Source organism: Streptomyces sp. NPDC002935 (genome assembly GCF_040611295.1).
In the GTDB taxonomy this organism is placed as follows: Bacteria; Actinomycetota; Actinomycetes; order Streptomycetales; family Streptomycetaceae; genus Streptomyces.
In genome coordinates this window covers 1-22,378 of sequence record NZ_JBEXNW010000031.1, presented here as the reverse complement: position 1 = coordinate 22,378, position 22,378 = coordinate 1, and the positions used below count along the sequence as shown (strand labels likewise).

At 69.3% G+C, this 22,378-nt stretch carries 25 protein-coding genes; 14 read left to right on the top strand and 11 right to left on the bottom strand.

Annotated features, from left to right (window positions below; genetic code table 11):
- The first annotated feature begins 43 nt into the window (after positions 1-43).
- On the top strand, positions 44-820 hold the full coding sequence (gene pstB / locus ABZX90_RS32560; RefSeq protein WP_351131580.1) for a phosphate ABC transporter ATP-binding protein PstB: 777 nt from the start codon (positions 44-46) through the stop codon (positions 818-820).
- A gap of 298 nt (positions 821-1,118) precedes the next feature.
- Here pstB and ABZX90_RS32555 read toward each other — a convergent pair whose 3' ends face one another.
- Together ABZX90_RS32555 and ABZX90_RS32550 are read right to left on the bottom strand one after the other, a co-directional pair.
- Positions 1,119-2,117, bottom strand: coding sequence for an inorganic phosphate transporter (locus ABZX90_RS32555; RefSeq protein WP_355210901.1), 999 nt, complete (start codon positions 2,115-2,117; stop codon positions 1,119-1,121).
- A 7-nt stretch (positions 2,118-2,124) separates the two neighbouring features.
- Positions 2,125-2,745, bottom strand: a complete 621-nt coding sequence (locus ABZX90_RS32550; protein ID WP_351131577.1) for a DUF47 family protein — start codon at positions 2,743-2,745, stop codon at positions 2,125-2,127.
- A gap of 236 nt (positions 2,746-2,981) precedes the next feature.
- On the opposite strand from ABZX90_RS32550, the gene ABZX90_RS32545 reads away from it, so the two are divergent.
- Positions 2,982-3,338 carry a metal-sensitive transcriptional regulator gene (locus ABZX90_RS32545; RefSeq protein ID WP_351131576.1) on the top strand — a complete coding sequence of 119 codons (357 nt, stop codon included), beginning with the start codon at positions 2,982-2,984 and terminating at the stop codon, positions 3,336-3,338.
- A gap of 141 nt (positions 3,339-3,479) precedes the next feature.
- On the opposite strand, the gene ABZX90_RS32540 is transcribed toward ABZX90_RS32545, so the two are convergent.
- Both ABZX90_RS32540 and ABZX90_RS32535 read right to left on the bottom strand, forming a co-directional pair.
- Entirely contained in the window at positions 3,480-3,668 is a 189-nt protein-coding gene (locus ABZX90_RS32540; protein WP_351131574.1) for a hypothetical protein, read from the bottom strand.
- Positions 3,669-3,798: 130 nt separating this feature from the next.
- Positions 3,799-4,629: a hypothetical protein gene (locus ABZX90_RS32535; RefSeq protein WP_351131573.1), complete on the bottom strand. Its 831-nt coding sequence runs from the start codon at positions 4,627-4,629 to the stop codon at positions 3,799-3,801.
- Positions 4,630-4,747: 118 nt separating this feature from the next.
- Between ABZX90_RS32535 and ABZX90_RS32530 the strand changes: the two genes are divergently transcribed.
- Both ABZX90_RS32530 and ABZX90_RS32525 read left to right on the top strand, forming a co-directional pair.
- On the top strand, positions 4,748-4,918 hold the full coding sequence (locus ABZX90_RS32530; RefSeq protein WP_351131572.1) for a hypothetical protein: 171 nt from the start codon (positions 4,748-4,750) through the stop codon (positions 4,916-4,918).
- 198 nt (positions 4,919-5,116) lie between these two features.
- Complete coding sequence (locus tag ABZX90_RS32525; RefSeq protein WP_355210896.1) at positions 5,117-6,688, top strand: FAD-binding oxidoreductase; 1,572 nt, start codon at positions 5,117-5,119, stop codon at positions 6,686-6,688.
- A 9-nt stretch (positions 6,689-6,697) separates the two neighbouring features.
- On the opposite strand, the gene ABZX90_RS32520 is transcribed toward ABZX90_RS32525, so the two are convergent.
- The 4 genes from ABZX90_RS32520 to ABZX90_RS32505 form a co-directional block, all read right to left on the bottom strand.
- Complete coding sequence (locus ABZX90_RS32520) at positions 6,698-7,399, bottom strand: phosphatase PAP2 family protein (RefSeq protein ID WP_351131568.1); 702 nt, start codon at positions 7,397-7,399, stop codon at positions 6,698-6,700.
- A gap of 194 nt (positions 7,400-7,593) precedes the next feature.
- The gene (locus tag ABZX90_RS32515; RefSeq protein ID WP_351131567.1) at positions 7,594-8,601 is read right to left on the bottom strand and encodes a bifunctional lytic transglycosylase/C40 family peptidase; all 1,008 of its coding nucleotides are present in this window, start codon (positions 8,599-8,601) and stop codon (positions 7,594-7,596) included.
- Positions 8,602-8,705: 104 nt separating this feature from the next.
- Complete coding sequence (locus ABZX90_RS32510) at positions 8,706-9,512, bottom strand: trypsin-like peptidase domain-containing protein (protein ID WP_355210891.1); 807 nt, start codon at positions 9,510-9,512, stop codon at positions 8,706-8,708.
- A 124-nt stretch (positions 9,513-9,636) separates the two neighbouring features.
- The gene (locus ABZX90_RS32505) at positions 9,637-10,083 is read right to left on the bottom strand and encodes an ATP-binding protein (protein WP_351131564.1); all 447 of its coding nucleotides are present in this window, start codon (positions 10,081-10,083) and stop codon (positions 9,637-9,639) included.
- A 208-nt stretch (positions 10,084-10,291) separates the two neighbouring features.
- Here ABZX90_RS32505 and ABZX90_RS32500 point away from each other — a divergent pair, with 208 nt between their 5' ends.
- Genes ABZX90_RS32500 through ABZX90_RS32490 form a run of 3 tightly spaced genes read left to right on the top strand, consistent with a single transcriptional unit; the run spans position 10,292 to position 11,572 of the window.
- Positions 10,292-11,137 (top strand): helix-turn-helix transcriptional regulator, encoded by an 846-nt coding sequence (locus ABZX90_RS32500; protein WP_355210887.1) that lies wholly within the window; start codon positions 10,292-10,294, stop codon positions 11,135-11,137.
- A gap of 11 nt (positions 11,138-11,148) precedes the next feature.
- Positions 11,149-11,352: a DUF397 domain-containing protein gene (locus tag ABZX90_RS32495; protein WP_355210884.1), complete on the top strand. Its 204-nt coding sequence runs from the start codon at positions 11,149-11,151 to the stop codon at positions 11,350-11,352.
- On the top strand, positions 11,345-11,572 hold the full coding sequence (locus tag ABZX90_RS32490) for a DUF397 domain-containing protein (protein ID WP_355210881.1): 228 nt from the start codon (positions 11,345-11,347) through the stop codon (positions 11,570-11,572). Before ABZX90_RS32495 ends, ABZX90_RS32490 begins: the two co-directional genes overlap by 8 nt.
- Positions 11,573-11,838: 266 nt before the next feature.
- Here ABZX90_RS32490 and ABZX90_RS32485 read toward each other — a convergent pair whose 3' ends face one another.
- Positions 11,839-12,477: an SRPBCC family protein gene (locus tag ABZX90_RS32485; protein WP_355210878.1), complete on the bottom strand. Its 639-nt coding sequence runs from the start codon at positions 12,475-12,477 to the stop codon at positions 11,839-11,841.
- Positions 12,474-12,848 carry a metalloregulator ArsR/SmtB family transcription factor gene (locus ABZX90_RS32480; RefSeq protein WP_351135123.1) on the bottom strand — a complete coding sequence of 125 codons (375 nt, stop codon included), beginning with the start codon at positions 12,846-12,848 and terminating at the stop codon, positions 12,474-12,476. The genes ABZX90_RS32485 and ABZX90_RS32480 overlap by 4 nt, the downstream gene beginning before the upstream one ends.
- Positions 12,849-13,336: 488 nt before the next feature.
- Between ABZX90_RS32480 and ABZX90_RS32475 the strand changes: the two genes are divergently transcribed.
- From ABZX90_RS32475 to ABZX90_RS32450, 6 genes are all read left to right on the top strand, one after another.
- A complete protein-coding gene (locus ABZX90_RS32475; protein ID WP_037622434.1) occupies positions 13,337-13,645 on the top strand; it encodes a hypothetical protein in 309 nt (102 codons plus the stop codon).
- A gap of 210 nt (positions 13,646-13,855) precedes the next feature.
- Positions 13,856-14,707 carry a hypothetical protein gene (locus ABZX90_RS32470; protein ID WP_355210874.1) on the top strand — a complete coding sequence of 284 codons (852 nt, stop codon included), beginning with the start codon at positions 13,856-13,858 and terminating at the stop codon, positions 14,705-14,707.
- Entirely contained in the window at positions 14,697-16,028 is a 1,332-nt protein-coding gene (locus ABZX90_RS32465) for a hypothetical protein (protein WP_355210871.1), read from the top strand. Before ABZX90_RS32470 ends, ABZX90_RS32465 begins: the two co-directional genes overlap by 11 nt.
- Positions 16,025-17,584 carry an SCO6880 family protein gene (locus ABZX90_RS32460; RefSeq protein ID WP_351135117.1) on the top strand — a complete coding sequence of 520 codons (1,560 nt, stop codon included), beginning with the start codon at positions 16,025-16,027 and terminating at the stop codon, positions 17,582-17,584. The genes ABZX90_RS32465 and ABZX90_RS32460 overlap by 4 nt, the downstream gene beginning before the upstream one ends.
- 14 nt (positions 17,585-17,598) lie before the next feature.
- Positions 17,599-19,026, top strand: coding sequence for an ATP-binding protein (locus ABZX90_RS32455; RefSeq protein WP_351135115.1), 1,428 nt, complete (start codon positions 17,599-17,601; stop codon positions 19,024-19,026).
- A gap of 1 nt (position 19,027) precedes the next feature.
- The gene (locus tag ABZX90_RS32450) at positions 19,028-20,644 is read left to right on the top strand and encodes a type VI secretion protein (protein WP_355210867.1); all 1,617 of its coding nucleotides are present in this window, start codon (positions 19,028-19,030) and stop codon (positions 20,642-20,644) included.
- Between the two features lie 60 nt (positions 20,645-20,704).
- On the opposite strand, the gene ABZX90_RS32445 is transcribed toward ABZX90_RS32450, so the two are convergent.
- Positions 20,705-21,256, bottom strand: a complete 552-nt coding sequence (locus ABZX90_RS32445) for a GNAT family N-acetyltransferase (protein WP_351135111.1) — start codon at positions 21,254-21,256, stop codon at positions 20,705-20,707.
- Between the two features lie 145 nt (positions 21,257-21,401).
- Here ABZX90_RS32445 and ABZX90_RS32440 point away from each other — a divergent pair, with 145 nt between their 5' ends.
- Positions 21,402-22,163, top strand: a complete 762-nt coding sequence (locus ABZX90_RS32440) for a CDP-alcohol phosphatidyltransferase family protein (protein ID WP_355210864.1) — start codon at positions 21,402-21,404, stop codon at positions 22,161-22,163.
- The last annotated feature ends 215 nt before the right edge of the window (positions 22,164-22,378 follow it).

Below are 22,378 nucleotides of genomic sequence, written 5' to 3'. Positions count from 1 at the left end.
CCGATCAGCGACCCGATCCTTTGCGAAAGAAGCAGTGATTGACATGGCCAAGCGAATCGACGTAAGCGGTCTCACCGCCTACTACAGCGCCCACAAGGCGATCGAAGACATCTCCATGACGGTCGAGCCCCGCTCCGTGACGGCCTTCATCGGCCCCTCCGGCTGCGGCAAGTCGACCTTCCTGCGCACCCTGAACCGCATGCACGAGGTCACCCCCGGTGGGCGTGTAGAGGGCAAGGTTCTCCTCGACGACGAGGACCTGTACGGGACCGGGATCGACCCCGTCGCGGTGCGCCGCACCATCGGCATGGTCTTCCAGCGCCCCAATCCCTTCCCCACGATGTCGATCTTCGACAACGTGGCGGCGGGCCTCAAGCTGAACGGCTCCTACAAGAAGGCCGAGCTCAGCGACATCGTCGAGAAGTCCCTCAAGGGCGCGAACCTCTGGAACGAGGTCAAGGACCGCCTGAACAAGCCGGGTTCCGGCCTGTCCGGTGGTCAGCAGCAGCGTCTGTGCATCGCGCGGGCGATCGCGGTGGAGCCGCAGGTCCTCCTCATGGACGAGCCCTGCTCGGCCCTGGACCCGATCTCCACCCTCGCCATCGAGGACCTGATCGGTGAGCTGAAGGAGCGCTTCACGATCGTCATCGTGACGCACAACATGCAGCAGGCCGCCCGCGTCTCCGACCGCACCGCGTTCTTCAACCTCTCCGCGGTCGGCCAGCCCGGCCGCCTCATCGAGATAGACGACACGGAGCGGATCTTCTCCAACCCGTCCGTCCAGGCCACGGAGGACTACATCTCCGGTCGCTTCGGCTGACCGGACCGCCTCCGGAAAGATCCCTCGCGGTGCTGCATGGCGGTGCCACCGCGAGGACGAGAAGGGCCCGCCCCTGGCTCCCGGGGGCGGGCCCGTTCGCGTTCCCCCAAAGGTTTGCACCCCGTCCGCCGCTTGAGCTTTCAGCCCGTCCGGCGTTTGAGGACAAGGCCGTTCAGGCCGAAGGGGGGCCTGGGGACGCAGCCCCCGGAGGTCGGGAGGGGCGGGCGGCAACGCCAAGGGGCCGGTCCTTGAAGGACCGGCCCCTGAACAACCGGGCGCCGCAGGAACGATCCCGCTCCTACAGGAACGCCAGGTTCACGACCCAGAAACAGGCCGCCGCCACGAGCGCGGCGGCCGGCATGGTGATGAACCAGCCGAGGACGATGTTCTTGGCGACACCCCACCGCACGGCGTTCACCCGCTTCGTCGCCCCGACACCCATGATCGCCGAGGTGATGACATGGGTCGTGGAGATCGGCGCCTTGAAGAGGTAGGCCGTGGTGAACATGATCGACGCACCGGTCGTCTCGGCCGCGAAGCCCTGCGGCGGATCGAGCTCGATGATCTTCCGCCCGAGCGTCCGCATGATGCGCCAGCCACCCGCGTACGTCCCCAGCGACAGCATCGTCGCGCAGACGATCTTCACCCAGACCGGGATCGGGTCGCCCGGCCCCTGGACGTCGGCGATGACCAGCGCCATCACCACGACGCCCATCGTCTTCTGGGCGTCCTGAAGACCGTGCCCGAGCGCCATGCCGGCCGCGGACACCGTCTGGGCTATACGGAAACCGCGCTTGGTCTTGTGCGGGTTGGACCGCCGGAACATCCACATGATCGCGGTCATCACGAGATAGCCGACGAGCAGACCGACGATCGGCGAGAGGAACATCGGGATGATGACCTTGTCGAGCAGGCCGTTCCAGTAGACCGTCGTGCCACCGGCCAGTGCCGCGCCGACCATGCCGCCGAACAGGGCGTGCGAGGACGAGGACGGCAGACCGAAGTACCAGGTGATCAGGTTCCAGGCGATCGCGCCGGTGAGCGCCGCGAAGAGGACGGCCATCCCCGTCGAGCCCTCGGGCGTCTGGATCAGCCCCTCGCTGACGGTGTTGGCGACCCCGCTGCCAAAAAACGCGCCGGCGAGGTTCATCACCGCGGCCATGGCGAGCGCGGCCCGCGGCGTCAGGGCGCGCGTGGACACGGAGGTGGCGATGGCGTTCGCCGAGTCGTGGAAGCCGTTCGTGTACGTGAATCCGAGCGCGACCGCAATGGTCACGATCAAAGCGAAGGTGTCCATGAACCGGTCAGGACTCCTTGACGGCGATGGTCTCCACCGTGTTCGCCACGTGCTCGAACGCGTCGGCCGCTTCCTCCAGCACATCCACGATCTGCTTGAGCTTCAGCACCTCGATGGCGTCGTACTTGCCGTTGAAGAGGTGCGCCAGCAGCTTGCGGTGGATCTGGTCGGCCTGGTTCTCCAGACGGTTGACCTCGATCCAGTACTCGGTGAGGTTGTCCATGGTCCGCAGGTTGGGCATGGCTTCAGCGGTGAGCTCCGCGGCCCGTGCCAGCACCTCGATCTGCTGCTCGACGCCCTTGGGCAGTTCCTCGACGTTGTAGAGGACGACCAGGTCGACGGCCTCCTCCATGAAGTCCATGATGTCGTCGAGGGAGGAGGCGAGTTTGTAGATGTCCTCGCGGTCGAAGGGCGTGATGAAGGAGGAGTTCAGCTGGTGGAAGATCGCGTGTGTCGCGTCGTCACCGGCGTGTTCCGCGGCCCTCATACGCTCTGCGATCTCGGCCCGGGACGAGGCGTCTGCCCCGAGCAGTTCCATCAGGAGTTTCGAGCCCGTGACGATGTTGTCCGCGGACGCGGAGAACATGTCGTAGAAGCTCGTCTCCCTGGGGGTCAGACGAAAGCGCACGTTGGGGTCCTCGGGGTGCTTCGGTTCGGTCAGGCTGATGCTAGGCGCATCATCCGGCCACGGCTAATGGGCCGTCCCCCAGTGTCGCCCATCGGGCACAGTGATCAACACAGGGTCCGGTACCGGCGTCGGGCAAGGGCCCTATACCCAGCAAAGTTCGATACCATATACCCACTAGGGGTATATGTATGGGGCGTTTCAGACATGATCACGATCGAACCCAGCAGGAGGACGCGATGACGACCACCGAGGCCGGCGCAGCGACGCCCTCCGGCGACGCGCAGGAGATCGTGACCGACCACGACCGCGGTATCCACGGCTACCACCAGCAGAAGGACGAGCACCTGAAGCGGCTGCGCCGCATCGAGGGGCAGATCCGCGGCCTCCAGCGGATGGTCGACGAGGATGTCTACTGCATCGACATACTCACCCAGGTGTCCGCCTCCACCAAGGCCCTCCAGTCCTTCGCCCTCCAGCTCCTGGAGGAGCACCTGCGCCACTGCGTCGCGGACGCGGCCCTCAAGGGCGGCGACGAGGTCGACGCGAAGGTCGAGGAAGCGACGAAGGCGATCGGCCGCCTGCTCCGTACCTGACGACGTACGCGACGACGTACAAGACAGCGGGCAAGGCGGTGCGCATGGCGACGCATGTGTGGCGACATATGTGACGCATGCGACGTGCGGGACGTATGTGATGTGTGCGACGTGCGCGACGGGTACGGCGCGCGGGACGGACTAGTCCTCCGCACCTCGCCGATGGGCACGTTCTTCGGCCACATTCAGCACCTCGTCGATGCTCTCCAGGCTGAGCCGGTCCTCGTGGGCGGCCGAGGCCGCGATGATCAGCTCTCCGCACAGCTCGATCTCGGCGAGTGCCACGTGGTCCTGAACTGCCGTACCACCGACCGGAGCCACGTGCGTCACCTCTTCCTGCCGTCACCGACTTCCTAGAGTAGGGAGCGGCCTACACACCGCGCATGGCACGGAAGGGCCATTTCCGGCCCTCCTGTGAAGCTACGGCTCCGGATGCTCTTGCCCATTCCTCCGGAACCCACTACTCCGCGATCTTCCCGGCGAAAATGTCCGCGTCAGCCGGCAGCCGTACGTCGGCGGGGCTGCCGAAGTCGTACAGCAGGATCGTCGAGGCGACCGCGACGGTGCCCTTCTGCTGCCCGTTGACGAAGCTGAACCGGTGCCTGACCTTGCGCAGTCTCCCCTGGTCGTCGAGGTAGGCGTCGAACGGCACCTCGGTGGTGGCGAACCCTTTCGCCGCCGCCGTCAGCGCCGACCGCTGCCCCTTCGAGGCGACCCGCGCGGCGGCGCCGAGGTCGGCGGTCCCGCGATAGTGCCGTACCGGGGTCCCGGCGACCTCGGTCTTCCCCACATAGGTCACCGTCCGCGCGCCCCGCAGCAGTTCGGCCGCGGCGTACGGGTCGGTGGCACCGCCCGTGACCAGGTTCCCGTCCGTGAGACCGGCCGTCGCCACGCGGACCCATTTGTCGGCGGGCACTCCGGCGCCCCGGTTCTTCATGAACAGAGCGCCCGGGGCGAGGAGTTCGGTGATCGGCCGGTGCTCGGCCGTCCCCGCGGGGTCCTGCGGCAGCATCACCTTCAGCCGCCCCGTCTGCTTCCTGAAGTCGTACACGCCCTGCCCGCGGATGGTGACCCGGGTCCCGCCGGTGGCCATCTCCATCGACGTGGTGGCCTTCGCGCTGCCCGCGCGCTCCAGCGCGGCAGCCGCCTGACGCAGCGTCTTGACGGTGCCGGCGCCGGTGCGGACGTCCTCGGCGGCTGGCCCGCCGCCCGAACACGCGGTGCCACAGACCATGAGCCCCGCCGCGACGAGCGCGACCACGACCGCCCGCCCCTGCTGCTGCGCCACCATCGTCCGCCGACCCCCAGCCGGTCCGTCCCGGGCCTTCCTGTCGTTCCGGTTAACGACGGGTAGGGGCGCCCGTCACGCGGGAGGTGTCCGTTCACTTGCCTTGGGTAACGTTGTCGGTGTGGAGCATCTGGACGAGACGCCCCCGGCCACCGAGCACCGGACGACCACGGTCGAAAATGGCCCCTTCTGCCTGGCCCGCTGCACCTGCGGCTGGCAGGGCCCGGCCCGCCGCGCCAGAAGCCAGGCCCGCACCGACGGAACGATCCACACCCTGAGCCTGACCGCCTAGGTCCAGCCACAGTCCCGCCTCCCGTCTCCCCCTTCCCCACGTCACCCCCGCGGCCATCCCCGCAACCCCACCCCGCCGCGCCCGGTCCTGAGCGCGCGTGCTGGGATGCGGGGTGCTGTAGCGGTTCTGCGACATACGGACGTGGAACCCCCGGGCCCGGGGGCCCGTCTCGTTCCACGGAACCCACGGGAGGCGCACATGCAACGGCGTTCGTTCATCGGCGGAGCCACCGCCGTCCTCGCGGCGGCGGCGACGTCCGCGTGCAACGGCAGTGACAGCGGCGACGCCAAAGCGTCCGGGCCGACCGAGAGCACCAGCGCCGAGAACACCGGCGTACGTACGGCGACCGCGAGCAGCCGCGCGGCCGCCAACTGGGCCGCGCTGTCCCATCAGCTCGACGGCGCCCTCATCCGCCCCGGCGACCGCAGCTGGCCGGCCGCCCACCAGCTGTACAACACGCGCTTCGACAACCTGACGCCCGCCGCCGTCGCCTATGTCGCGCATGCCGACGACATCCGCACCACCATGGACTACGCCCACGCCCACGGTGTGAAGGTGTCGATCCGCAACGGCGGCCACTCGTACGCCGGTTGGTCCTCAGGCAACGGCCGCCTGGTCATCGACGTGTCCAAGCTGAACAAGATCCGGGCATCGGTGAACGAAGCGGTCGTCGGCGCGGGTTCCAAGCTGATCGACGTCTACCGCGCCCTGGCGGCGAAGGGCGTCACCATCCCCGCGGGTTCCTGTCCCACCGTGGGCGTCTCCGGCCTGACCCTGGGCGGCGGCCACGGCGTGGTGTCCCGGGCGTACGGACTGACCTGCGACAGCCTCACGCAGGCGACGCTGATCACCGCCGACGGCAAGCAGCTCACCGCCAACGCCACCGAGAACAAGGACCTGTTCTGGGCCCTGCGCGGCGCCGGCAACGGCAACTTCGGGGTCGTCACCGAGCTCCGCTTCAAGACCCACCCGGCACCGCAGGCCGTCTCGGCGTACATGACCTGGCCGTGGGCCAAGGCCGCCGCCGTGGTGAAGGCCTGGCAGGAGTGGGGTCCGAGCCAGCCGGACGAGATCTGGTCGTCCTGTCACCTGTCCAACGCGGCCGGCGGCACGCCCACCGTGTCCATAGCCGCCTTCTCCCTCGGCACCTACGGCGAACTCCAGAACGCCGTGGACCGGCTGGCCGACCGGATCGGCTCCCCCGCGCGCAGCGTCACCCTCAAGAGGCGCTCGTACGAGGAGTCGATGGAGCTGTACGCGGGCTGCTCCTCCTTCGCGGCGGACGCCCAGTGCCATCTGCCGGGCTCGACGCCGGGCCGCAGTCCGCAGGGCGCCCTCGGCCGCGAGACGTACGCGGCCCGCTCGGACTTCTTCGACCGCTCGATCTCGGCGGCCGGCATCCAGACGCTCCTGAGCCAGATCTCCGGGGTTCGCGGCGGCGCGGGCAGCATCGCGCTCACCGCGCTCGGTGGCGCCGTCAACCGGGTCGCGCCCACGTCCACGGCGTTCGTGCACCGGCGTTCGCGCATGCTGGCCCAGTACATCGTCTCGTGGCGGGCGGGCACCTCCGGCACCACCGCCCAGTCCTGGCTGACCGGCGCCCACAACGCGATGGCCCGGCACGCCTCGGGCGCGGCCTACCAGAACTACACGGACGCGACACTGACCGACTGGCGCAAGGCATACTACGGCGACGCGGCCACCCGGCTCACGGCCCTGAAGCACCAGTACGACCCGAACCGCTTCTTCTCGTTCCCGCAGGCGCTGTAGCCGCAGGCGCTACGCGGCCAGGTCCCGTTCCTCGGACTGCTCGGCGCGCGCCCCCGGGATCAGGGTCTCCTGCCCGGCGGGTGCGGCGGCCCGCGCGCGGATCAGCCGGCCGGCGCGCGGAGCCGTCTCCACGGCCTTCATGACCGGGGTCAGCAGTGCCATGGCGAGCGGCGACAGCAGCAGGACGACGGCCGTGCCGAGCGCGAAGCCGCCGATGACGTCCGTCGGGTAGTGCACACCCATGTAGACCCGGCAGAACCCTTCGAGCAGCGCGAGCCCTATCCCCGCGAGTCCGAACTTCCGGTTGGCGACGAAGAGTCCGACGCCCATCGCCATGGTGAGCGTCGCGTGGTCGCTGACGAACGAGAAGTCGGTCTTGCCGCTCACGAGGACGTCGAGGCCCTGGTGGTCGGCGAAGGGGCGCGGGCGCTCCACGAAACCCCGTATCGGAACGTTCACGAGAAGCGCGATACCGGCCGCGAGCGGTGCCCAGACGAGTCCGGCCACGGACGACGCCGCGTCGGCACCGCCCCGCCGCCGCACGGTCCACCAGCACCACACGACCAGCAGGACCATCGCGAGCAGCAGTCCCCACTCGCCGACGAACCCCATGATCCGGTCGAACCAGTGCGGCGCGTCCTTGGCCAGGCCATTGATGTCGTACAGCAGCTCGACGTCGGGGTTCGAACCGGATGCGGCGAGTCCAGCCATGGCGCTGCGGCCCCTTCGTCGTCTTTCCCGCGGACGCACCCTTTCGTGCGCCGCTCGATCCACCCCCGTGGTTGTAGATCAGTTCTCTACGTCAAGAGGAACGCACACTCCGCTCCACTACGTTCCACCCTCCACGGAATGATCACGCAGACGTTATCGAAGAGAGATGCATCGCCGCAGATCAGGGGGTGGACTCATACCGAAGTGGGCAATGCTTTCGCGCCATCCTCCGTCACCCGGGTTGCCCCGAAGTAGTCGGGGGTGTCGACGGGGTCGAAGCGGATGACGGCACCCGGCCTGGGGGCGTCGATCATGTAGCCGCCGCCCACATAGATGCCCACGTGCCGGATGGCCCGGGAGTTGGTGAGGTCGTCCGAGAAGAAGACCAGATCCCCGGGCAGCAACTCCTCCCGCTTGGGGTGCGGCCCCGCGTTGTACTGGTCGTTGGCGACGCGCGGCAGGGTGACCCCGACACTCTCGTACGAGGCTTTGGTGAGTCCCGAGCAGTCGAAGCGTCCGCCCTGGTCGGCGGTTCCGTTGCCGCCCCACAGATAGGGGGTGCCGAGCTTCTTCTGCGCGTATGTGATGGCCGCCGCGGCCTGCTTCGAGGGGTCCACGCGGGTCACCGGCGCGGCGAAACTCTTCGACAGCGTGGTGATCGTCTTCACATAGTTCTGGGTCTCCTTGTACGGCGGCACGCCCCCGTACTTGATGACCGCGTACGCGCCCGCGTTGTAGGCGGCGAGCATGTTCTCGGTGACGTTTCCCGGCGCGTCCTTCACATAGGAGGCGAGCTGGCAGTCGTACGAAGCGGCCGACGGAATCGCGTCATTCGGGTCCCATACGTCGCGGTCGCCGTCACCGTCGCCGTCGACTCCGTGCGTGGCCCAGGTCCCCGGAATGAATTGCGCTATCCCTTCCGCTTTCGCCGGACTCTTGGCGTTCGGATTGAATCCGCTCTCCTGATACAGCTGGGCGGCGAGCAGCGCGGGATTGATCGCGCCGCAGAGATTGCCCCACTTCTGAACGAGCGGCTGGTACACGGCGGGTACGGCGCCCTTGGCGAGTCCGACCGAACCGCCGCCGATCCCGTTGGCGAGGTTCCCGGCCACCATGTAGACGCCGACGACGAGCAGCATCACGAAGCTGAGCGCCGCTCCGATGGCAAGGGTCGCCGCGATCCATGCCTTACGCACCGTCAACCGCCCCTCACCGCACAGGAGTCCGCCGACGTCAGTGTAGAGGCGGCCTCCGCGCGCGAGGGCGATCGCGCACAAGGACGGGCGGGTGTTCCGCCGGACAGGCCCTAACCGGCCCGGCCGGCCTCGCGGTAGAGGTTCGCGGCCTCGGACCCGAACACGGCGCTGTACGAGATGTCGTCGGTGTCCCCGCCCTGCTCGTGGCCGCCGATGACGCCGACGACGGCGCCGTCCCCGTTCACCCAGGGACTGCCGCTGGTCCCGCCGGCGAAGGCGGGGCACTCGATGCGCTGCTGCGTGCGGCTGTGCGCGGTGGGCTTGTCGGTGCAGGTGACGGGGGTGTCGAGGGAGCTGGGGTATCCGGTGACGGTGACGGCAGTGGCCCCGGTGGCCTGGTGCGCGGCGAAGGCGTTGCCGCCTCCGACGGCGTCCTCGACCTCCTTGCCGTCGCGGGTGCCGAGGACGGCGAAGGCGACGTCGCTGTCCTCAACCTTGCTCCCCTGGCCGTCCTTGCCGTCCTTGCCGTCCGTCCACCCCTCGGGGAGGAAGACCCCTTGGACGTCCCAGAACCCGTACGGCGCGCTGCCGCCCCGGTACCCGGGCGCGAAGGAGATTTCCCCTCCGCCGTCCAGACAGTGGGCCGCGGTGACGACGAGGTCCCGCCCCGCGCTGTGCACGACGGAGGCGGTGCAGAAGTGCCCGCCGTTGCCGCCGCTCGCGGCGCTCCCGTGGAACAGGGCGCCCACGCGGGCGGTCCGGCCGTTCTCGGCGGCCTGGACAGTCACGCCGAACGGTCCTGGGCCGTCGCCGGCCGCCGCCACGGACGCGGACGTCACGGCCATCAGGACGACCGCCGCACCGAGCAGCACGGGCCGCCGGGCGCCGGGGGAACGGGTGATGCGGGTGCGGTTCATCGCCTCTCACCTTGCCCCGAGCGGGTGAGAAAAACCCTTCGACCAGTCCGAGTATCACCTGTGAAGGCTCGCCCCGCCCGGCCACTCCCGCCCTCCCGTTCCCCCGAGGCCACCACGCTCCGGTTCAGCCCTGGGGCCGCCCGGCACCGCGGCACTCCGCCCACAGCAGCTTCCCGCCCCGCGACGCCCCCAGCTCGCGCAGCACGGACACCCCCCACGCGTCGGCGCAGGCCCGTACGAGGTGCAGCCCCCGGCCGTGCTCGGCGTCCTGCGGGGGCGGGCCGCCGGTGGCGCCCTGCCGGAATCCGGGCGGGACGGTCGGGTCCGAGTCCCACACGGCGACCCGCAGCCGGTCGGGTTCCGCCGAGAGGACGCGGAGGGCGTACGGGCCGGGTGCGTGCAGATGGGCATTGGTCAGGAGTTCGGAGGCCAACAACTCGGCCGTGGGCGTGAGTTCGGTGAGCCCGTGGGCGGCGAGCACGGCACGGAGGGTGACACGGGCGATGCCCGGGGCCCGGGGATCGTGCGGGAGTTGGAGGGTGTAGGACCAGGGCGGGGATACGGTGGCCATGGAAGTCTCCGATCACGGAGGGGAGTTGGGTGGTGTCGTGCCGCTACGTTGCCCAGTGACCCGGCCGCTCCGTCGAGCGGGGTGCTTCTGGGCGGGGGACCCGAGCAATAAGGTAGCCGCGACCGGTAAACGCGTTCACCGGATAGCGGGAATCGGCTTTACTACCACCCGTGTGGGTGACCAGTACCAGCAAGGAGGCAGCGAGCCCGTGAGGACGAACCCGACGGGTCGCCAGCTCCGTTTCGGCACGGAGCTGCGCAAACTCCGCGAGCGCGCGGGCCTGACCTCGACCGAGGCCGGTCAACTCATGGGCATCAAGCAGGCCCAGGTCAGCAACATGGAAGCCGGACGGGTTGGCGTGAGCGCCGAGCGCGTCCACACACTCGCCTGTCACTACGACTGCTCGGACAGAGCCCTGGTCCAAGCGCTCAGCGACATGACGGCCGGACGCGCACGCGGCTGGTGGGAGGAGTACCGCGAGATCCTGCCGGGCGGGCTGATCGACTTGGCCGAGATGGAGCACCACGCCACACGCCTGACCGCCGGGATCACCGCCCACATCCCCGGCCTGCTCCAGATCCACGATCACGCCCGCGAGGTCTTCCGCCAGGTCGTACCGGAGCTCTCGCCCCCCGATGTCGAACACCGGCTGTCGTTCCGGATCAAGCGTCAGGCCGTCCTCTTCAAGGACTCCCCCACGCCGTACCGGGCCGTCCTCCACGAAGCCGCCCTGCGCATGCAGTTCGGCGGCCCGGCCGTCACGAGGAAGCAACTCCGGCACATCCTCGACATGAGCGAGCACCCGCACATCGTCGTCCAGGTCATCCCGTTCGCCGCCGGCGCCTACCCCGGGTCCGGGCAGTCGATCCTGTACGCCCACGGAGCGGTCCCCCAGCTCGACACGGTGCACCTCGACCAGTCCCACGGCTCCGTACTGCTCGACGCCGAAGCCCAGCTCGGCAAGTACCGCGTACTGCTGGAGCGCATGACGGGCATCGCCCTTGGCCCCCGAGAGTCGCGGGAGTTCCTCCACTCCATCGCCCAGGACCTGTGAAAGGACCCGAGATGCCCACCACCACCTGGCAGAAGTCCTCGCGCTGCGGCGAGGGAGAGGCCTGCATACACGTGGCCGGAGAGCGCGCCTCCGGCGCGATCCACCTCACCGAGTCCGGCGACCCCGGCGGAGCGATACTCACCGCCGCGCCCGCGGCCTTCCGCTCCCTCCTCCGTACCCTCAAGCAGGACAAGAAGGAACTGGACCGTGGCTGACATCCCCCCGAACCTCGACTGGGTGCGGGCCGCGCCGGACGACGCGACGGGTCCGGGCCCCTGGATCGAACTCGCCTTCGGCGAGGACGACTTGGTCTACATCCGGGAGACCGGCGACCCGGAGAACGTCGTCACCACCACCCGCAGGAAGTGGGACGCGTTCGTCCTGGGCGTCCAGGCGGGCGAGTTCGACCACTTCGTGGCGGGGCTGGAGGACTAGGGCCTGTCCGGCGGATCAAGTCGGAGGAAACCTGCGGCGCCTGATCAGCGCACGTGAGCGGGGTCTGGTGCGTCCAACTGCAAGGCGGAGGAGGGCGTCGATGCGGAGCATCGGCAACCGACGACAACGCCGCTGGGGGTCCCCCCTGCTCGAAGAGCTTGGGGGAGGGCGTGCCAGGCCCCGCGTCTCCGGCATGATCCGCCGGACAGGCCCTAGCGGCCCCCGGCTCCCGCCGAGGGCCGCTCATGAGGTGAGGGCGGGCGGCCTCACGCCGATTCGGCCCCCGTGTACGCCGCCGTCGTCCGGTCCGCCGAGGCCCGGGCACTGGATTCCGGCTCGCCTGCGGCGACATTCGCCTCGTACCAGCTCTCGCTGCTCAGCGTGATGAAGCGCAGGCCCTCGTCGGAGGCCAGCCAGGCCATGCTCTCCTTCGGGTCCACGGAGCCGCCCGGGGACCCGAGGTGGCCGGCCATGCCCATCAGGCCGAGATCCCAGCCGACGCCGACCGCACCGGGCCCGAACTGCTCCCAGCGTTCGTCGTCGACGTGGGCGATGTGTTCGAGCTCGAAACGGGCGCGGTCCCCCTCCGGGGTCACCCGCACCTCGATCCAGCTGACCTCGCCACCGTACTCCCAGGTCGCGGCGAAGCTCTCCGGCGGCTCGCACCGCTCGATCGTGCCGCCCGCGTTGCCTTCCAGCTGATAGGTCCCGCCGAGGCGGAGGTCACCGGAGACGGGCAGGAACCAGCGGGGGATGCGCTCGGCGCTGGTGCAGGCGTCCCAGACGTCCTCGACCGTCGCGTCGTAGGTCTGGCTCAGCGTCACCACACGGGCCTCGCCCGCCTTGAACTCGCGCGTGCCGACGGTGCGGCGCACGGCGTTGATCTGGTAGGTCACGTCGATCACGGTTGCTCCTCCGGAGGTGTTCCCTTGCCGTCGCCGGACTCCCTCAGGCGACGCTCCCGCTTCCCCCGCGCCAGCTCGGTCCCCAGAGCGTCCAGATGCGGCGTCCAGAAACGACGGAACCGGTCCAGCCACACGTCGATGTCCCGCAGCGGTTCCGAGTCCACCGCGTACAGCCGCCGGGCCCCCTCCGGCCGTACGGTCGCGAAGCCGTTCTCCCGCAGCACCTTCAGATGCTGCGAGACGGCGGGCTGCGATATCCCGAACTCTTCCCTGATGACCTCGCACACCGCCCCGGAGCTCATCTCGCCGTCCGCGAGCAGCTCCAGAATCCTGCGGCGCACAGGGTCTCCGAGTACGTCGAATGCGTGCATCCCTCGACGATATCAACCATCACTTATATAAGCCACCGCAGATATCAGGCCGCGGCAACCAGCCGGGGGGATAGCCTTCGGATCATCGGTTCGACGTACGGCGTCCACCTCACGCAGAAGCGGCGACCCGGGGAACACCGGCTCGACGGACCGTCAGAAACGGTCCGGCGGGGCCGTGTCCGTTCGAATTCGCCCCGCGCGCGAGCCGTAGAAGGGCACAACGACGGAACCACACGCCAGGTTTCGCTTCCGCTTCATTGCCCGGCGTGACCGGCCGTGATACACAGAGTGACGATACGACTCTTCGTACACCGCCGTACGCCTCCCGCGAGGGTCCCGCGTACGCCGGTGACAAGGAATTCGTACGAATCCCGCCAACCAATGACGTCAAGTCGACATGCGACGGCGTCATTTTCGGCGAGAATGGGCCCGACCTCTGCGCGCAGTGGCAGGGGGTGCAGAACTACCCACTAGGGGCGGTGACTTACATGCTTTTCGCAGCCGACAAGGGCGACATCAACACAATCATCGGTGGAATCGCCCCGGACTGGGGCCCCTTCGGCAGCCTGGGCAACGAAGCGAAGGTGATGGTCGAGGTGGTGATGGCGGTCGCCATCCTGCTCTGCCTCGGCATCGCGATCTGGGGCGCGGCCAAACAGCGCATCGGCGCGACGGCCCTCCGCGACACCTTCAGCGCCGAACAGGGCAAGGGCCTCATCATCGCCGGGCTCACGGGAGTCTTCATCATCGGATCCCTCGGCACACTCTTCACCATCGTGTACGGCATGGCCGTGTAGCCCGGCCGGGCCGCGCCCCCACCCGGCGCACCGCCAGTCCCCGGCCGGGCGCGCCCGGAATCTCTCTCCTCCGACCCACCCGTCCGTCGTGCCCACCGGCTGAGGTTGCGTTTCCCTGATGTCGAGTCACCACACCGCGCCCGCGCGGGAACCAGCACGGCTACCGTCGTACTACTTGGTTCAGCCAGAGGTTGAGGGGGCGTACGCGGCATGAGTCTCGGTGACGAACCCGGGTACGGCGACGCCTCGCGCGGCGAGGACGGAGGGTACGGGGGCTCCGGCCAGACCCGCACCCGCCTCCCCGACCGCCCGGGCGACGTCTACGGTGGCGCGCGGCGCGGTCGCGGATCCTCCTCGCGGAGCCTGATCACGGTCGTCGGCGTGGTGGTCCTCCTCATCGCCGCGATCGCCTTCGCGAACCGCGGTGACAGCACGTCCCCCTCGGGAGACGGCGCCGGCGACAAGGCGAAGACCTCCCCCACGACGGCCTCCGGCGAGCACCCGGTGAAGTCGAAGGTCGCGGGCATCCCCTCGGGCTTCGCCCACACGGGCGAGGGCGCGCAGAGCGCAGCGGCGAACTACGCGGTGGCGCTGGGTTCGGCCGACATGTTCAACAAGCCCAGCCGGGACCAGATCCTCGCGACCGTGATCACCCCTTCCCGGGTGGCCGCCCTCGAGGCGACGCTGGACAAGGCGTACACGCCGCAGTTCAACAAGAACGTGGGCCTGAACGAGGACGGCTCAGCTCCGCAGGGCTACACATTCGTCTCGCGTACGAGCCCGATCGGCACCAAGACGACCGAGTCCTCGAACGACAAGGCGACCGTGGAGGTCTGGTGCGGTGGCCTGCTCGGCCTCGCCGGCCAGAACTCCACCAACCCGGTCACCAGCAGCTGGTTCACCATCACCATGAAGTTGGAGTGGACCGGCGGCGACTGGAAGATCGTCACGCACTCCCAGAAGGACGGCCCCGCGCCCGTACCGGGCGATGACCGGGCCTCCAGCGCCGACGACATCGCGAAGGCTGTCGAGGAGTACGGAGGGTTCACGTATGCCCGCTAACCGCCGCGTACTCAAATTGACCGCTGCCGTCGGGGCCGTACAGGCCGCGGCGGTGCTGCTGGCCACGAGAGCCGTCGCCGCGCCCACTCCGTCGCCCTCGGCGAGCAGTGACCCCTGCGGTCTCATTCACGGCCCCGCCAAGAACTACTGCGAGAGCGGCGACAAGGGCTCCGGCCGATCAGGTCTCAGTGACAGCCCCGGGCTCGGGTCCACGCTCGACCCCCTCTCCTCCCTGGCCAAGGGCTGTGCCGACGCCGCCTCCTGGACCGTCGACAAACTCTCCGCCGCCGTGAACGACACCGCCAACGTCGACTTCACGAACCCCAAGTTCCTCCAGCAGTACGCCGTCGTCTTCGCGGCGTCCTCGATCCTGACCCTGCTGCTGTGGCTGCTGGCCGTGACGAAGCGGGCCGTGCGGGGTGTCCCCCTCAGCACCGCTCTCTCCGAGGCGATCGGCTTCCTCTGGCTGACGGTGCTGGCCTCGGCGTTCACGCCGCTGATCCTCTACACCGTCGTGTCGGCGACCGACGGCGTGACGGAGGTGCTCGCCAAGACGACCGGCAATCAGACGGACGCGTTCTTCGGGACGTTCTCCGGCGCGCTCAACAAGGGCGACGACATCGGCGGCGGCCCCATCATGCTGATCGTCGTCTCCCTGGTCTCGATCCTCGCCGCCGGAGTCCTCTGGCTGGAGCTGGTCATCCGGGCCGCCCTGCTCTACGTCGGCGCCCTCCTCGGCACCGTCGTCTACTCCGGCATCGTCGACAAGAACCTGTGGGGCCACGTCCGCCGCTGGGCGGGCATCATGATCGCGGTGATCCTGGTGAAACCGGTCATCGTGATAGTGCTCGGCCTCGCCGGAGCCCTCAGCTCCGACAGCGGACCCGACGCGTTCTCCGCCGTCGTCTCCGGGCTCGCCATCATCCTGCTCGCCATCTTCGCCAGCGCCATGATCTACCGCTTCGTACCGGGCTTCGGCGACGAGATCGCCGGCTCCCGCAACAACCGCATCATGCAGGGCGCCGAAGGCAAGGCCGCCGCCGTGATCAGCTCGCCGGCCACCCTGGTCGCGCAGGGCATCAAGACGCACAGCACGCGCGCCGACAACAACGGTGGAGGAGGCGGGGGCGGGAACAGCCAGCCTCGCCCCGCCAACCCCGCGTCCGGCGGTGTGGCCGCGCACAGCAGTCGTACGCCGAACGGAGGCGGCGGATCTGTCCCCTCCGCCGCACCCCCACCGCGTACCAGCCCGGTCAACACCCCGCACGCGAGCAACACCCGCAACAGCAGTACCAACCGCACGGGAGGTGAAGGGCGTTGACGACCGAGTCCCACTTGTCCCATCCGGTCACGCCCCGCCGTACATATCTGATCGGCCGCGCCCGGCCGAACGCGATCGTCGGCCGGAACCGCGAGTCCGGCGAGATCGCGCTCATCATCGGGGGCGCGTTCCTGGGCATGATGTGCGGCCTGCTCGTCCCGGTCCTGTCCCTGCGGATCGTGCTGCTGATGGGCTTCCCGCTGCTCGCGCTGGCCGCGGTGTACATCCCCTACAAACGCCGCACGTTCTACAAGTGGTTCGAGATCAACCGCAGCTACAAGCGGAGCCTGCGCCGGGGAACGGCGTACCGCAGTCATGTGATGGAGGCCGGTACCCGCGTCGACGGGAAAGAGGTCGAGATCGGACCGCCGCCCGGCATCGGGCGGATCTCCTGGCTCGCCGCCCCGTTCGGCCCCGACGAGATCGCCGTGCTGCTGCACGCCGACCGGCGGACCGTGACGGCCGCGATCGAGATCGAGGGGCCGGGTGTCGGTCTGCGCGACAGCGAGGACCAGGAGGCCCTCGTCGACCGCTTCGGCACACTGCTCAAGCACGTGGCGAACGGCGACGGCTTCGTCACCCGCCTCCAGATGCTCGCCCGCACCCTCCCCGCCGACCCGGACGCGCACGCCAAGGACGTCTCCGTACGCGGGGACGAGCGGGCTCCCGGATGGCTCCAGCAGTCCTACGACCAGCTCCAGTCCATGGTGTCCACGAGCAGTGAGCAGCACCGGGCCTATCTCGTCGCCTGCATGCACTACTCACGCGAACTGGCCGCCGAGGCACAGGCGATGGCACGGGCCGCGCGGCCGCAGGGCGGGCGGAAGCTCGACCGGGACGCCGGGCTCGCCGTCGTCATGGCGCGCGAGCTGACCGACATCTGCTCCCGGCTCCAGGAAGCCGACATCCGCGTACGCCAGCCGCTCGGCCAGGGCCGGCTGGCCTCCCTCGTGCACTCGATGTACGACCCCGACCACCCGATCGACCACATCCAGGCGATGACCAAGCGCAACGCCTGGCCGGCCGAGCTGGACGCCATGGAGCCGACGTACCTCCAGGCGAAGACCCGCGAGTCCTCCACCCGCGCGCCCTGGTGCCACGCCACGGCCTGGGTGAAGGAGTGGCCGATGACCCCGGTGGGCGTCAACTTCCTCGCCCCGCTCCTCGTCCACACCCCCGACGTCATCCGCACGGTCGCCGTGACCATGGACCTCGAACCCACCGAGATCGCCATCGAACGCATGCTGACCGAGAAGACGAACGACGAGGCCGAGGCCAGCCGCGCCGCCAAGATGAACCGGACCGTCGACCCGCGCGACGTCGCCTCGCACAACCGTCTCGACCAGCGCGGCGAGGACCTCGCGAGCGGCGCCGCGGGCGTCAACCTCGTCGGCTACATCACCGTGTCCTCCCGTTCCCCCGAGGCCCTCGCGCGCGACAAGCGCACCATCCGCGCCTCGGCCGGCAAGTCGTACCTGAAGCTGGAGTGGTGCGACCGCGAGCACCACCGGGCCTTCGTCAACACCCTCCCGTTCGCCACCGGAATCCGCAGGTAGGGGCTGATGCACTGATGCGGGATCCGCTGTCCGCCGCGACGGACGCCTTCACCTCCTTCCTCTTCGGCAAGGTCGAGACGACCCGCCTCCCCGTCCGTACGTCCACGGGCCAGGCCCAGGCGGTCTATCTGCCCACCGCCGCCCCGGGCCTCGGCGACTCGGGCGTCATCATCGGCCGCGAGGTGTACTCCGGAAAGGGCTACATCTACGACCCCTTCCAGCTGTACGGGCAGCAGCTCCCGGCCCCGCACTGGCTGGTCCTCGGAGAGTCCGGCAACGGCAAGTCGGCGCTGGAGAAGACGTACGTCCTGCGGCAGTTGCGCTTCCGCGACCGCCAGGTCGTCGTCCTCGACGCCCAGGGCGAGGACGGCGTCGGCGAATGGAACCTCATCGCGCAGGAGCTGGGAATAACTCCCATCCGGCTCGACCCGACGGCCGCCCTGGACATGGGAATCCGCCTCAACCCGCTCGACCCCGCGATCACGACGACGGGCCAGCTGGCACTGCTGCGCACGATCATCGAGGTCGCGATGGGCCACAGCCTCGACGAGCGGTCCGGCTTCGCCCTGAAGGTCGCGCACGCCTACGTCAACGAGACGATCGTCGAGCGCCAGCCCGTGCTCACCGACATCGTGGAGCAACTGCGCCACCCCGAACCGGAGTCGGCCGAGGCGATGAACGTCGCCATAGACGACGTACGGGCATGGGGCCTGGACGTCGCACTGGTCCTGGACCGGCTGGTCGACGGTGACCTGAGAGGCATGTTCGACGGCCCGACGACGGTCGGCATCGACCTGGACGCCCCCCTCACCGTGTTCGACCTGTCGCACATCGACCGGAACTCGATCGCCATGCCGATCCTGATGGCGATCGTGGGTGTGTGGTTGGAGCACACCTGGATCCGGCCCGACCGCAAGAAGCGCATCTTCCTGGTGGAGGAGGCGTGGCACATCATCAACAGCCCCTTCGTGGCGCAGCTGTTCCAGCGTCTGCTGAAGTTCGGGCGGCGCCTCGGCCTGTCCTTCGTGGCGGTGGTCCACCATCTGTCGGACGTGGTCGACGGAGCGGCGGCCAAGGAAGCCGCCGCGATCCTGAAGATGGCGTCGACGAGGACCATCTACGCGCAGAAGGCGGACGAGGCACGGTCCACCGGCCGGGTCCTCGGCCTGCCCCGCTGGGCGGTCGAGATCATCCCGACGCTGACCCCGGGCATCGCGGTCTGGGACGTCAACGGCAACGTCCAGGTGGTCAAGCACCTCATCACCGAGACCGAACGCCCGCTGGTCTTCACCGACCGGGCGATGACGGAGTCGTCCGCCGACCTCCTCCTCTCCGACGACGCGATGCGCGCCGCCGAACTGGAGGCCGAGGAACGGGCGGCTGCCTTCATGGAGCAGCACCTCAGCGATCTCGACGGCTCCTCCGAGTCCACGGTGGCGTGAGATGAGACAGGACGACCGGCACGACCCCCGGCGCGAGGCAGCGGGCGGCATCCCCGACGGCCTGCTGATCGGGGTGCTGGGCTTCCTCCTCGGCATGACGCTGATGGTGTGGACGGCGACGGGCCTCGCGGGCTGGTTCTCCCGCGGCGCCTGGCCGGAAGCGATCACCTTCACCCGTACGCCGCTGGCCATGCGGCACCTGATCGGCGCGCCGCACGACATCGCCGGCGCCTGGCCCGACACCCCCGCCGCCCAGCTGTCCGGCTACGGCCTCTTCTGGGGCCTGTTCATCGGCCAGTTGATGGTGCTGCTGGTCCTCGCGGTGTTCGTGATGGGGACCGTGGCGCGGTGGCGGGCGGGACGGGCGCGAAGACGGGCCGAGGCCACCGCGTCCGCGGACGCGCCCGGTCCGGTGGTGCCGCCGGCCAGGACGGAGCAGCAGCCGACGGCGGTACGGCCGAGGCCCGCGCAACCGATGGCCGCGCAGCCCCTGGAGACGGCCTTCACGGCAGCCGAGGGCGAACGAGTGGACCAGCGGGCGCGCGAGCTCGCCGGCGACCATGCGGGCGAACGTACAGGCGAACGGGCGGACGAGCAGGCGGGCGAACGTGTGGGTGGCCGGGAGACCGCCTCCTTCGAAGCGACGGCACCCCGCCCCGCCATGGCACCCCAGCCGAATCCGACGTGGACGTCCACCCGCGCGGTCGTCCTGGCCCCCGCCGAAGCCCGCCACCCCACCGCGGCCGAGGCCGTACGCGACGCCGAGGGTCCGGCCCTCGTCATCACGTCCGACCCCCGCACCTGGTCGGAGACCAAGGACGCCCGCGCCAAACTGGGCCCCGTCCTCCTCTACGACCCCGCCCACCTCTGCGACACCCCCGCACGACTCCACTGGTCCCCCGCGGCAGGCTGCGAGGACAAGGAGACGGCGGCGGCCAGGGCGGCGGCCCTCCTCGCCCCGGTGCGCCCCACCGCCAAGGTGGACCAGGCGATGGCCGATGTCGCGGAAACGCTCATGCGCAGCTATCTGCACGCCGCCGCGGTGGAGGGCAAGACCTTCCGCCATGTCCACCGCTGGGCCCAGGGCTCACAGGTGCAGGACGCCGTACGAGCCCTGCGGACGAACCCCAAGGCCGCGTCCGGCGCCGCGGGCGAGCTGGAGGCCGCGCTCATCTCGCACCCCGAACGCCGGGACATCGCGCAGGAACTGACGGCGCGTGCCCTCGCCTCTTTCGGCACGGTCAATATCCGCGAGGCCTGCACTCCGAACCGAAATGACAGCCTCGCCTTGGATTCCTTCGTCAACGAAGGGGGCACGCTTTATGTGGTCGGCGAACCCATCGAGGACCCCAAGGCGAACCCCGGCGCCATGCCGCTCCTGACGGCCCTCGCCTCAAGCGTGGTCGAGCGTGGCCGGCGCATGGCCGAACGGTCATCCTCCGGTCGCCTCGACCCACCACTCACGCTCGTCCTCGACGACGTCGCGGCCGTGGCCCCGCTCCCCCAGCTCCCGGACCTCCTGACCACCGGTCCGGCCCGCGGCCTGCCGACCCTGGCCCTCCTCCGCTCCCGCGAACAACTCCGGTCGCGCTGGCCGCAGTACGAGCTTCCGGTCTGACGCCCGGTCGGCCACCGCACCCGGGTCGGCGGAGGACGCCGCCCCGCAAGCGGGCAGGCCCTACCCCCGATCGATCACGAACTCGAGCTCCAACTCCCCGGTGTCCCCCGGCATCGGCACCGTCTCTCCGGTCGGTACGAAGCCCGCCTTCCGGTAGAACGCCTCGGCACGGCTGTTCTTCTCGTGCACGAAGAGCCGCACACGATCGAGCCCGATCCCCCAGGACCAGGCGAGAGCGGCGTCGAAGAGCGCACGGGTCACCCCGGCCTCACTCCCCCGGTACTCGGGCCGCACGAAGACCCCCACCAGATGCCCCTGGCTCCGCTCGGTCACCTTCCCGAACGGGTCCCGCACACCGGCCTCTTCGACCAGCACGGTCACGGATCCGGCCCACACCCCGTTGTCGGCGACGGCCACGATCTGCTGCCGCTCCGTGACACCGACGGCCGCTCCGACCGTCCGGTCCTGCCAAAACGCATCGGACTTGGCGACCGCGTCCTCGTAGGTCTCCAGGAAAGCCAGGTGCGCGACCGGGTCCCGCAGGGCGTCGAGTCTGAGCTCCTTCACCTGAAGCCACTCGTCGGGTCGTATGGAACGGATCACGTGGGTCATGGGAGAAACCGTAGTACGCGCGTACGACAACTCTCACCTGATATCCACCCTGCCGATCAACGCCGCCCGAACCCCCGTCATGCTCTTCCCTGTACGACATTGCCAGCCGATCGATCCAGTGCCAGCTCGCCAGGGAGAACGCCGCATGCCCAAAGTCCAACTAGAGGAACTCCGCACCGTCATTCACCCCACGGGCAAACTGGACAGCAGGGCCGAACACTGGGCCGGCCGCCTCTACATGAGGTCTCTCTCCCTGCGCGTGACCCGCCACCTCGTCGACACGCGCATCTCGCCGAACCAGATCACCGTGATCATGGTCTTCGCGGGGGTGTTCTCCGGAGTCGCCCTGATCCTGCCGGGCCTCGGCGGCGCCGTGCTCTCCGTCCTCTTCATGCAGCTGTACCTGCTGCTCGACTGTGTCGACGGCGAAGTGGCCCGCTGGCGCCGCCAGTTCAGCCCGCTCGGCGTCTACCTGGACCGGCTCGGCGCCTACCTCGCCGACGCCGCCGTCATGGTGGGCATGGGCATCCGAGCCTCCCAACTCGGCCTCGACCCCTATCTGGTGGCCGGTCTTGCCGCGGCCATCGGCGTCCTGCTCCTGAAGTCGTCCTCCGACCTCGTCCACGTGGCCCGCTCCGACAGCGGTATGCAGAAGGCCACCGACCAGTCCGTCGTCCCGCGCTCCAGCGGTCTCGCGCGGATCCGCCGGCTGACCTCGGCCGTGGGCCTCCACCGCCTGGTCAACGGCATCGAGTGCACGATCCTGCTGCTCGTCACCGCGATCATCGACCTGGCGCTCGGCGACCTGACCGCCACGCGTATCGCGACCGTCGCGGTGACCGCGATCGTGTGGCTGCTCGTGCCCGCGCACATCGTCTCGATCGTCGCGTCGTCCCGCCTGAAGTAACCGCACAGCAAGAAAAAAAGGGGGGCGGACTCCGCAAGGAGACCGCCCCCCTTTCACCTTCACCAGGACCTCCGCGTCCGAGTACTGAACGAAACAGTCCTGAACGCAGAAAACCCCCGTACCGGTTTCCCGGTACGGGGGTTTTCTTCAAAATTTGTTCGGCGGCGTCCTACTCTCCCACAGGGTCCCCCCTGCAGTACCATCGGCGCTGTGAG